The sequence below is a fragment of the Paenibacillus sp. FSL H7-0331 genome (assembly GCF_001956045.1).
Genome location: NZ_MRTH01000005.1, coordinates 186,549 through 198,448, shown reverse-complemented (window position 1 = coordinate 198,448; position 11,900 = coordinate 186,549). Strand labels below are relative to the sequence as shown.

Here is an 11,900-nt window from a genome sequence, read left to right as displayed (position 1 = left end):
GTTCAATGCGGGCTGCCAATGCTATAATGCTAAAAAAAGCGCTTCGTGGGAGGGATCATCCATGTTCATTTTCAAGCTGCTGGTCATCCTGACGCTCGGTTACTGGATCATGATGCTTGGTGATACGCTGTGGGCACGCAAGCTGATGCGGCAGCTGCCTGCAAGTCCCAAGCCGGGAGGCTCCGCTTCCACGGGATCCTTCGCATCCGCAGGCCTGGCGCAGCCACGCGGTACTACAGCGAAAGAGCTCCCACTCGTATCTGTCATCATAGCTGCCAAGGAAGAAGAGGCCTCGATCACCGAAACCGTTAAGCATTTGCTTAATCAAACGTATCCTAGGTTCGAAATCATAGCGGTTAATGACCGTTCGCAAGACGGCACTGGTCACAAGCTGGAGGAGCTGCGCAAATGGTCACAAGGCAAACGGCAGGTAGAGGTACCGTTGACCATCATCCATGTTACAACACTCCCCGCTGGCTGGCTTGGCAAAAACCACGCGCTGTATCAAGGCTTCCTGCAGGCGCGCGGACAAGTTATTTTATTTACTGATGCGGATGTGCTGTTTCAGCCGCACGCTCTTGCCGATGCGGTGCACTATATGAAGGAAACCGATGCTGACCATCTGACATTGACACCCAAGATCGTTGTTAACAGCTTTTGGCTGAGCGCGTTCGTGCAATATTTCTTCTTTGCCTTATCTTTATATATCCGACCTTGGCGCGCCAACATCGACAGTCAGCACAAGCATGGGATGGGCGTAGGTGCTTTCAATATGATTACCCGGCAGGCGTATGATAGGATCGGCACCCACCAGGCGTTCGCATTTCGCCCTGACGATGATTTGCAGCTTGGCATGCGGGTTAAGCAAGCAGGTCTGCGCCAGCGGTTGGCCTCAGGTCGGACGCAGTTAGCGGTGGAATGGTACAAGAGTCTGCGTGAGGCTGTGCAAGGCCTGGAGAAAAATATTTTTTCCGGTTTTCAATATCGCGTGCTGCCTGCTGCCGCTGGCGTGATTGGACAATTGCTGTTGTTTTTCTTCCCTTTTGTCGCGATCTTCGTGCTGGACGGCTGGGTGTTCTGGAGTTATGTACTTTCCATTGTACTGATGTTATCCGTTTACAGCCTGCTGATTCAATCGTTGATTGGCAAGATCGGCAAGGAGCTGCTCGTGTTCCCCGCTACCGTATGTTTGCTCAGCTATGTCGTCACACGTTCCGTATGGCTAACGCTGCGTCAGGGCGGTATTCATTGGCGAGGTACCTTTTATGTGCTGGAGCAATTGAAAAAAATGAAGCGTTGAGCCGCTTCACACGTCGATATCGGCCTTCACTTCACAAAATTTTAACACTAGAAACAATTATGATATTATAAAATATAAACAGAGGCGTACACGATAGTCATCAACTACCTGTTACTACGCTAACTCATCATAAAGGAGAGAACTAATTATGACGACACTTTCCCACCGACGCTTCACTTATGCCACTGGAGCTACACTCCTCACGTTCGTTCTCATCATTACCTACCAATGTATTCAATCCCTGTAATGTTAAACAAATAATTGGAGATGAATCGTCGATACCAGCAGTCTGGACGATTCATCTTCCCATCATAGTGGAGCTGCTCTGGCTTCATCTTCAAGGATATGGCGCAGCTGCCGTATCCTTTTTACTTGGCTCAGACTTATGAGTTGCCGAACCAGGCTCTTGGATATTCGGGACATTAATGGTACATTTAATGACAGCATATCGACGATATAATGAAAGAGGGCACACGCTTTGACATCAATGGACAATAAACAGGCCGCAAGCCTGATTGAGAAATGGATTCCCTATTATGAGATGGACGAGCCTGAGGCCTGGGAGCGGGATGAATACCCTTCTGTGAAAAACGCCTGCAAATCGATGCGATTGGCCATTCAGGTGCTCAGAGGCAAGCCTGCTGCAGGAGATGCACAGCTTAAAGAAGCTACCAAGCAGCTGGAGCAGTTTCTGGAGGAGCACTATCTTGATGACCCCGATGAATGGGAAAAAGAAAACGTCGCTTTTGTCCAACAGGTGCTGGAAGCGATTCAGTATACGATCGTGTTCCTAAAAAAATAGGGCAATTCTGGTGAATAAGTTCCGCTGCACGACCGAAGTATTCTTCCGATTGCTGTCGTTTCCAGATTTATTTTATAAGACAATTTGCGGTAAAATTCCGGAAACAAAGGCACCGCTCCGCTATCTACAGAACACCACGGTCGCTCCGCTCTTTATTCAACAGAATTCCTAAGGGAATTGCTAACCTAAACAGCCGTTGCACCTGCTGCTCACCGATCATCGATCTGGCTTATCTTACTTGTACTTGTTCTTATCACTTATTTGTATGCAGCCTGTTGAGACTTCCTCAGCAGGCCTTCTTGTTATTTCCGGCTTAAGAAATTGTTAAGATATACCCTGCCATTTAATTAAGAACTACCGATTATAATGAGGCTATACACAGGATAGTCAGGAGGAGGAAGCCCATATCGCAGCTCCCAAAACAATACTTATTGTCGACGATGAGAAGGAAATTATCGATCTGTTGGAAATTTATTTAAAGAACGAAGGCTATCTATTGCTGCGCGCATCCGATGGAGAAGCCGCACTACATATTTTGCAAAAAGAAGAGGTGGATTTGATCGTGCTCGACATTATGATGCCCCGAATGAACGGGATAGAGGCTTGTCTCAAAATCCGTGAACAGCAAAACATGCCCATTATTATGCTCTCTGCCAAAGGAGAGGATATGGACAAAATTATTGGACTCAGCAGCGGCGCTGACGACTATCTCGCGAAACCCTTCAACCCACTGGAGCTGATCGCCCGTATCAAATCACAGCTGCGCCGCTACACTCGGCTCAATATCCCTCTTGTAAACAAAGAGCATGAAATCGAGGTCGATGAGCTGCTTATCAACACACAAACTCACGAAGTGAAGTTGGATGGACGGAGCATTAAGCTGACGCCTCGTGAATTTGCCATATTGGAACTGCTCGCCCGCCATCGCGGCATCGTGTGGAGTATCGAAAAAATTTATGAAGCGGTCTGGCAGGAAGCCTATTTTGATTCCGACAACACGGTCATGGTCCATATCCGCAAAATTCGCGAGAAAATGGAAACCAATCCGCGCAAGCCCAAATATATTAAAACCATCTGGGGGGTTGGCTACAAAGTTGAGTAAATATTCGGATATCCATCCTCAGTCTCGTTTGAACCGCTTTCCCTTTACCTGGTTCCCGTTTAATCTGCTGCGCGGCTTGATCCTGTTCGCTATGGACCTGTTTCGTATGCTGAGTGGACAAGTCGGTCGCAGCCTGCGCCTGCAGTTGATGGTCACCTTTGCCTTCTGTCTGGCTGCTTCGCTGATCTTCTACTCCTTAAGCTCTGCCATATTCGGCGGCATCAAGCAGGAGCCTGTGATTGACTATGAATCCGGGGTGCAGCGTATCGATAATGCTGCCGAGAATATGGCTCACATATTAAGCGATGACTACCACCACTACAATGAGACCGAGAAACAAAGTCCCGAAGCACAGGCCCTGATTGAAAAGCAGCGCGAACAGGAATTTACGGAGCAGGTACAGCGTGAAAGTTCAAGTAATCGTTATAAAATTATGGTTACCGACCTGTCCGGTACGGTCATATATAAAAGCCCGAACACGGCTGAAACCAGCATCGATATTCATAAAACGATCCGCAGCTCGATGGACACTCGCAGACAGCAAAATTTGACGCGGCGGCAGGAGGCTTCAAGCCTGTATCCGGTCACTTATAAGACGAAACCCGCCTATCTGTATGTGAGCGGCATTCCTGAGCCGAATATCAGCTACAAACGAGGAGAAAGTCCTTTTCCCATGGTTGGTGCGTTTATCCTATTTATCGTGCTCTTCTACTTTGTGACCCAGAAAAAAATGCGTTACATTGAGGAGCTCGCCGGAGGGCTCATTACAATTGCAACGGGCAATCTGAACTCCCGGGTGCCGGAGCGAAGTGACGATGAGCTGGGCTCGCTTGCCAAAAATATGAACCTGATGGCTGAGAAGCTGCAGCTGAAAATCGAAGAGGAGCGCCGGGCTGAGCGTTTGAAAAACGAGCTCGTGACGAACGTCTCTCATGACCTGCGCACACCGCTTACGCTTATTATCGGTTATCTCCGACTGTTAAATGACCGTAATTATGAGACGGAGCAGCAAGCTCGGACTTACCTCAGCATCGCTTACAATAAATCGGAGAAGCTCAATTCCCTCATTAACGATCTATTTATGTATACGAAGCTGACCCATCAGGATATCCCGTTAAATAAAGAAGGCATCGCGCTCAATGATCTGCTGGAGCAGCTGCTGGAGGAATTCGTGACACCAGCCGAGGAGCAGCAGGTTATCCTCTCGCGCCATATCCCCAAGGAAAAATTATTCGTCAGCATCGATGTCGATCAGATGATCCGTGTATTCGAAAATCTGCTGGGCAACGCGCTGAAGTATAGTCCCAAGCCCGGGGTCATCACGGTCAGTATGATCAAGGAGCAGCGCTACGGCATCGTTCGGATTGGCAACAAAGCCGACGAACTGACCGAGCAGGAGCTGGAGCAGCTATTCGAACGATTTTTCAGGGTCGATGCCTCGCGCTCCTCGGACACAGGGGGCTCCGGTTTGGGGCTGGCTATAGCCAAAAGCATCGTCGAAGCGCACGATGGTTCCATAGGTGTCGAGCAAAAGGATGGCGAGCTAATCTTTTATATTCGATTAAGGCTGGCTTAAAGCTAACAGAAATCTGGTTACAAAATGCGTTGTATTCATGCAGGGGCTTCCTTAAATGAGGAGTCCCTGTATTTGATTTTTCTCGGAAAGCTGGCGTACTTGCAGCTGGACTTTTTCTTATGCAAAAAAATATTTATTCCCATGACACTTTTGAGCGGCAGCTTCGTTATTTGTTATGGAGAGGGGGAATCGGCGTGCAGGATAAGTTTTTAGAGATGTATGATCACTATTTTGATGATGTATATCGCTTTGTTTTGTTTAAGACGGGTAACCGATGGGACACAGATGATCTGGTAAGTGAGATTTTCCGAAAATCTTTTGAAAAATTTAATACCGTTACACATCCCCATATCAAACCCTGGCTTATGACCATAGCCCGAAATACAGTAATCGATTTTTATCGCAAACGAAAAGAGATTCCCTATGGCCAGGACCCCGAAGTCGCTGGTTATTCACAGACCAAAGCCCTTTTAGATGAAACCGAGCTCCGCCATGATTGCCTGAAGCAATCGATCCTGACGCTATCCCCTGATGAGCAGGAGATCATCAACATGAAGTACATAGCGGGACTGAAATATAAAGAAATCAGTTCGATAATGAGTAAAACCGAACAATGGCTCAAAACCAAGTCGCATCGGATCAAACAAAAAATGGAAGCGTTGATAACGATATGTATGGAGGGTTAGTATGCAGCAATCGCGATCTCAGTTTGATGAAATGATGGATGATATCAGAATGAGCCTGCTCGTTAATCAGGAGCTGAAACAGGAGCTCAGGCAAGCTTTTGTAATCAAGCGAAAGCATAGGGCTTATTCTCGAGCATGGACGTGGGCAGGGGCCGTAGCTGCCGTGTTGTGTATTCTACTGCTCAGTACCGTGCTGCTGCCGGAAAAAGCGGTCCTGCGAACAGAGGCTGCTTCACTTCATATTGCAGATCAGTTTTCCTTAATGGAACAGCTCGGAGCAGAAAATAGTGCGGGCATGGCCGAAAGTAACGGAATACTGTATTTTCCTCTACCGGGAAAAGGGCTTTACGCCTATGGCAATGGACAATTTCATAAGCTCATTGATGGCAATATCAATTATGTCCGAGTATCCCCTGACAGTCGGCAATTGGTGTACACAGAGGATGGTAATGCATTTATTTACGATCTGACAACGCACAAAGGCCAACAGCTGCTGCAAGGCGTAACAGCACACAATCAGGTTGAAACGCCTGCATGGTCGCCTGACGGTAAGCGCATCGCCTTAGTAAATAAAAAGACAGTCCCAAGCGGTCTCAGTGAAATCTGGGAACTCGATTTGGAAAAGGGAACACAGCGAAATCTCGGGGAAGGAACGAGTCCCTCATATGCAGCGGGTCAACATACGTTGTTTGCGGAGAGGAACAATCAGATTGTGCGTATTAATCTTGCAAATGGCGAGGAAACGGTGCTCGATAGCGGAAAGTATCCCAGTGTATCGCAGAATGGAGCTTACGTGGCTTATGTTAAATTGCAAGGTGAGCCTGTTATGGAGGATGTATGGATTGCAGATACGAATTTTAAAACGAAGAAACAGGTGACCGACAATCGTCTTTCTGATGCATGGGATCAACTAACAGGGACAATGGTGGAAGGAAAGCAGCAGGCGCTTAATACCTTTGAACAGCCAACCTGGAGTCAGGATTCGCAAAGCTTGTTTGTGTACAAGGTCTTTCATAGCAATACAATATGGAAAAAGCTAATGCGATTCAATATTACCCAGACCCAACCAACTCCTGAAGACGTCGTTTCCAAGTCCATACAAGCGCTGATTTATCGGGATGAAAACTATGCCCACAGTTTTTTCAATTATGATCCGGGTTATCTCAAGGGAACGAATCCGCGTCAGGTTGGCTACAGGATCACAAGCAGCGGACAGGAAAATGGACAACGATTTGTCGATGCAGAAACCTATTTATCCTATACCGCGGACCCTTATTATCAAATCATAAAAACGCATTATACATTAGCCGATGGACCCCGCGGTTTCAAAATCGCTGCGATGGACGAAAAGGAAAATATCGAGGTCAGTGAGGCAGCCGGGGCTGTAACCCTTACTCATAACGGAAGCAAGCAATCCTTGTTTGCTATAAGTGAGATACCCAATGATGAGCCATGGATACATGATTCTCTGAGCAATATAGCCTATAATGAAGCAGCACAAATGATTTGGTTCACCCTCAAGCAGACTTACAATAAAGATTGGCGGACGCAGGTAATGGGCTTTAATATGAGTACACGACAATTTATTCGTATGGATACGATCCCAGATGTACGATCTGAAAATCTAATTGTAGACCCAGATTCCAAATACATCGCTGTAGACATCATACGGAGGGACAACGAGTATCACACCGATAGCTTCGTCTATAACCTGCAAACCAAAGAAAAAACGGTACTCTCTGAAATCATTCAAGGTACTCAGCCCAGTCAAGTTCATACCCGTTTTTGGAACCATGGAAAGCTGACCTTCTTTGCCAATATCGATGGACGGGATGTATTCTTCAGATTCATTCCCGAGCTGCACAAGCTGGATACTGACAACACGGACTAAAGGAATTAACATCGCCAAACGTGCGAAACATTTGTACACAAGCAAACAGCCTCCAATAATCTTGGAGGCTGTTTTACCGATAAGTAATGGTATCAATATTCTACTTCATTGGCATTCTCATCGCGAATTTGCTTTGTATCTTCGACCATAAACCCTGTTCGTTCATGTGCGTCTGTGTCTTCATAGATGGTTTGGGGATTTCCATCTGTTTCAATCTCGATTTTTTGATTGGGCATATGCCTATCCCTCCTTAAGGTCTCAGGGATATTTTTTCCAATACAGCAAATTATATGCGGACCGTAAGTTACGTACTAAGATCATCGCTAACAATCTCAGCATTAACAAATGATCCCTAAGTTGCTCAGAAAAGCTTGATGAGGATTCTTTTAAATGCAAATATTGCGGTCATATGACCGTTCCATCACCAACACAAGATTATTCCTATCGTCGTCACGCTTAATCTGACAATATTTCTTCAGTACACAACCTGCTTCAATGCTTACTCACCTGTCCGGCCCTCATATGTAGACTTACTGATCGTATTTTTGTCGCTATTTACAGGCGGCTTCGGACTTACAGTCGTACCGCTCGTTGGCTTGCTGCTTTGTGGACTTGTGCTGGTACCACCACTGCCAGTCTTCCCTGTGCCTGCACTCGTACCTGTCCCCTTACCTGATCCCACTGCTCCCTGCGTGCCGGTTCGTTCTTCATTAGTTCTTCCAGGTAATGCCTCACCAGCTCCTGTACTTGTTCCCACGCCCGCACTTTCAGTGTTCTTCCCAAAATCGATAATAGACTCCGAATCCACATCTGACTCCGGCATTACGCCTCCATTCAGCTGCAGCTTCAGTGCAAAACGTGCTTTATTGATCACCTCATCCGACACTACGATATACGGACTGACCCACTCTCCGTCCAATGGGATGTACTCCACCTTTTCAGGTGAAATATCATAATAAGTGCTTAATAAATCACGGAGCTGCGAAGCTGGCACATCCGTTCGAATGTGATCACCCAGCGTGCCAATAATGGAACCCAGCTTGGTGACGCCATCCACACTTTTTAGAGAAGTGAGCAGCTCGTTCAGCACCTGCTGTTGACGTTGATTCCGCTCCAGATCGCTCGATTCCTCTGTATTACGGTTGGACTTGCGGTATCTGACAAAGTCGAGCACCTGCTTGCCATTCAGCAAAGCCGTCCCTTTTTTCAAATTAATATCGGTTCCATCCTCATCATCCACATAACGCATATTCATATCGACGTCAATCGTCAATCCACCCATCAAATCAACTACCTTACGGAAGCCGTCAAAATCAACCGTCACCGCATAATCGATCGGGATGCCCAACAAGTCACTGAAGATTTGCTTCGTATTGGCAAACGCCGTTTCCTTGTCCTTCAGCATAAAATGAGGATAATAATAGTTCGCTTTACGTGCTTCCAGACCCTCCGGGTCCAGCTGAAGATCGCGCGGCAGCGATACGAGGGTCGCCGACTTTTTATCCGGATTCAACGTGACCACCATAATCACATCCGAATTCAGGCTGGCGGATTCAGGTCGGTAGTCAATTCCCATCAGCAGCAGGGTAAGCGGCTTGACCTTGGCTGACTCCTTGATCGGCACGACGACAGGTACAGCTGCGCTCATTTTATCTAATGCTTTTTCCGCCTGACTATAAATAGAATACGTATATAGGCCCGTAACACCCGCTAGCAAAATCACACACAGACAAGCTATAATCCATATTTTCTTTTTCATATGTAAGCTCCGTTCCAATCAGTATACCGGATATCATCATATATATCCTTAAACATATATACCCTTAATTACTGAAAAAGGTTGCATTTTAAGACCATTTTGTTCATTTTATTTGGTTAGCTATTGAAAACCGCAAGCAGCATCCCGCCGCCAATTGACAAAATCACCATGCACCATGATGGCAGCTTCCAGAATAACAGAGCTCCGAACAGAGCAAGTACCATCACAAAGTCACCGGGTGTTCGCACTGTACTCACCCATACCGGATCGTAGAGAGCAGCAAGCAGAATTCCGACAACAGCCGCGTTAATAGCGGTTAGCGCACCTCGGGTTTGAGGCTGTTTTCGCAGCTTGTTCCAGAAGGGCAAAGCCCCTAGCACCAGCAAAAAGGCGGGAAGGAAAATGGCTATCGTCGCAACAACCGCACCGAGCCAGCCGTGGATCATAAAGCCCAAATAGGAAGCGAACGTAAACAAAGGACCTGGGACTGCTTGCGATGCTCCATAACCCGCCAGAAACTGTTCCTTACTCAACCAGCCCGTAGGCATTATCTCCTGCTCCAGCAATGGCAGCACTACATGACCGCCTCCAAAGACAAGTGCACCTGTACGGTAAAAGCTATCGATCATCGCCACCCATATGTTAGGGGTCAAACTTCGCAGCATGGGGAGCAGGAATAACAAGGCGACGAATGCAATCAACGAGCCGATAGCAAGCCTCCGATACGCAGGAGATACAGCCTGCACAGGCTTTTCCATTACCGTGCTGCTCTGCTTGTAGATCATAAGACCAAGTACACCTGCCGCTATAATGACAATTAACTGAGTATAGGTAGATGGAAAAAGTAGTGCTATTGCAGTTGTCAGTATGGCTATCGTTGCTCTTCCGCGGTCCGGCGCCAGACTTTTACCCATTCCCCATACGGCCTGCGCCACAATGGCTACAGCCGCCAGCTTAAGTCCATGGAGCCAGCCTGTACTCGACGCATCCCAGCCCTGAGACCAATAGGCAAAGAGGGCGAGCACCACGGCTGAAGGCAGTGTAAACCCGATCCATGCCATAATAGCCCCTATGACCCCGCCGCGCATAAAGCCGATCCCGATGCCAACCTTGCTGCTTGCCGGACCAGGAAGAAATTGACATAGAGCGACCAAATCGGCATAGCTCTCCTCATCAATCCACTGCTTGCGTTTCACGTATTTCTCATGAAAATAACCAAGATGCGCCGCGGGGCCTCCGAACGAGGTTAACCCTAATTGAAAAGAGACTGCCAATATATGAAGCCATGACACGCGTTTCATCTTTACACTCCACCCAACAACTTTTTTGATTCCAGCTTAACATAAAAAAGAAGCTGTGCTCTGGTCTTTTTTGACTCAAGCACAGCCTATTCTGTTAAAGTTGTGTTAATATAATCGGTCCTTCACTCGTAATCGCAATCGTGTGTTCGTACTGAGCAGATAGACCGCCATCCAACGTTCTCGCAGTCCATCCATCGGGATCAGTCTTCGATTGGTAAGCAAACTCATTAATCATCGGTTCAATCGTAATGACCATACCCTCCGTAAATCGAATCCCTTTGCCCTGATGTCCATAATGAGGAACCTGTGGTTCTTCATGCATGGATTGCCCGATCCCGTGACCGACAAAATCACGCACAACCGAGAAGCCCTCGGCTTCTGCATAGGATTGGATGGCATATCCCACATCACCCATACGGTTGCCGATTCTTGCTTGCTCAATACCTCGCATCAGGCTTTCCTTGGTTACTCTCAGCAGCTTATCCGCTGTTGCGGATACATTGCCTACCTTGTAGCTCCATGCCGAATCGGCTAACCATCCATCGAGATTAACGACCATATCGATGGTGACGATATCGCCATCACGGAGCGGCTCTTTTTTGGGAAATCCGTGGCAAATGACATCATTAACGGATGCGCAGGTAGCGTACTCGTATCCGTGAAAGCCTTTTTGCTCAGGTGTGGCGCCATTCTCCTGAAGGAACTTCTCGACAAACTGATCGATTTCCCAAGATGTCACTCCCGGCTTGATTCGTTTGGCTATCTCCTGATGGCAGCGTGCAAGTATAAGTCCGGCTTCTCTCATTTGAGCTATTTCCTGCTTGCTTTTTATTATTATCATAGCTTCACCTCATCAAGTACAATTCTCGGTGCCCCCTTGTGAGCGGCCCCTTTAGGCATAAAACATCTTCCATACGTATGCAGCAAGTAGTCATAATGTTAACATATAATTTCGGCTGCGACAAAGATTGTCAAACAGCCCGAGAACACCACCAAATTGACGGTGTTCTCGGGCGGATACATAATGAGATGCGGCAGCTGAGGATCAACCGCCGCCCTCCCTGATCAGATTGACAACGTTCTTCTATGCGGATTAACGCATCTGCTTGGGCTGTTCTGAATTCCCAAGGACTACATCCAGACTTTGCTCGGCTTGCGTCAGCTGCTCCTGAACCTGCTTAAGCACCTGCTGGTTAGGCTCAATTTCCTGCATATGGATCTGGCTTTGTGCCTGCTGCACAGTACGCATTGCCGTCTCCAACTGATCGATAGAGCTAGCCAGCTTCTGCGGATTGGAATCAATCTGTGCGTGGCGTACCGCCATTTCTGCATCCTTGGCAACCTGAATTGCCTTCTCCGCATTGTCGATTACATGCCGCAGGGGCATCTGGTGCTGATTGACTTCAGTCATTATGGGCACATCCTTTCAGTGGTTACTTCTCCCATAAGATGCGCCAAAATCGCTGTATTCATTCCTTGGCTT

Annotated in this window: 11 protein-coding genes; 6 read left to right on the top strand and 5 right to left on the bottom strand. The window is 47.4% G+C overall.

The window, feature by feature from the left end:
- The first annotated feature begins 61 nt into the window (after positions 1-61).
- The 6 genes from BK127_RS09535 (at position 62) to BK127_RS09510 (ending at position 7,357) form a co-directional block, all read left to right on the top strand.
- Complete coding sequence (locus tag BK127_RS09535) at positions 62-1,300, top strand: glycosyltransferase family 2 protein (RefSeq protein ID WP_076229804.1); 1,239 nt, start codon at positions 62-64, stop codon at positions 1,298-1,300.
- A gap of 487 nt (positions 1,301-1,787) precedes the next feature.
- A complete protein-coding gene (locus BK127_RS09530) occupies positions 1,788-2,102 on the top strand; it encodes a hypothetical protein (protein WP_179097428.1) in 315 nt (104 codons plus the stop codon).
- 406 nt (positions 2,103-2,508) lie between these two features.
- Complete coding sequence (locus BK127_RS09525) at positions 2,509-3,204, top strand: response regulator transcription factor (RefSeq protein ID WP_076229802.1); 696 nt, start codon at positions 2,509-2,511, stop codon at positions 3,202-3,204.
- The gene (locus BK127_RS09520) at positions 3,197-4,780 is read left to right on the top strand and encodes a sensor histidine kinase (protein ID WP_256711238.1); all 1,584 of its coding nucleotides are present in this window, start codon (positions 3,197-3,199) and stop codon (positions 4,778-4,780) included. The genes BK127_RS09525 and BK127_RS09520 overlap by 8 nt, the downstream gene beginning before the upstream one ends.
- 119 nt (positions 4,781-4,899) lie before the next feature.
- Positions 4,900-5,466, top strand: a complete 567-nt coding sequence (locus BK127_RS09515) for an RNA polymerase sigma factor (protein ID WP_218639007.1) — start codon at positions 4,900-4,902, stop codon at positions 5,464-5,466.
- 1 nt (position 5,467) lies between these two features.
- Complete coding sequence (locus tag BK127_RS09510) at positions 5,468-7,357, top strand: TolB family protein (RefSeq protein WP_076229801.1); 1,890 nt, start codon at positions 5,468-5,470, stop codon at positions 7,355-7,357.
- A 92-nt stretch (positions 7,358-7,449) separates the two neighbouring features.
- On the opposite strand, the gene BK127_RS43630 is transcribed toward BK127_RS09510, so the two are convergent.
- The 5 genes from BK127_RS43630 to BK127_RS09490 all read right to left on the bottom strand — a co-directional run bounded on the left by BK127_RS43630 (position 7,450) and on the right by BK127_RS09490 (position 11,828).
- Positions 7,450-7,593: a hypothetical protein gene (locus tag BK127_RS43630; protein ID WP_179097427.1), complete on the bottom strand. Its 144-nt coding sequence runs from the start codon at positions 7,591-7,593 to the stop codon at positions 7,450-7,452.
- Between the two features lie 263 nt (positions 7,594-7,856).
- Positions 7,857-9,116 (bottom strand): LCP family protein, encoded by a 1,260-nt coding sequence (locus BK127_RS09505; RefSeq protein ID WP_076229800.1) that lies wholly within the window; start codon positions 9,114-9,116, stop codon positions 7,857-7,859.
- Positions 9,117-9,232: 116 nt separating this feature from the next.
- On the bottom strand, positions 9,233-10,417 hold the full coding sequence (locus BK127_RS09500) for a chromate transporter (protein ID WP_076229799.1): 1,185 nt from the start codon (positions 10,415-10,417) through the stop codon (positions 9,233-9,235).
- Between the two features lie 94 nt (positions 10,418-10,511).
- Positions 10,512-11,258: a type I methionyl aminopeptidase gene (gene map / locus BK127_RS09495; protein ID WP_076229798.1), complete on the bottom strand. Its 747-nt coding sequence runs from the start codon at positions 11,256-11,258 to the stop codon at positions 10,512-10,514.
- A 252-nt stretch (positions 11,259-11,510) separates the two neighbouring features.
- Positions 11,511-11,828, bottom strand: a complete 318-nt coding sequence (locus BK127_RS09490) for a hypothetical protein (RefSeq protein ID WP_076229797.1) — start codon at positions 11,826-11,828, stop codon at positions 11,511-11,513.
- Positions 11,829-11,900: the final 72 nt, after the last annotated feature.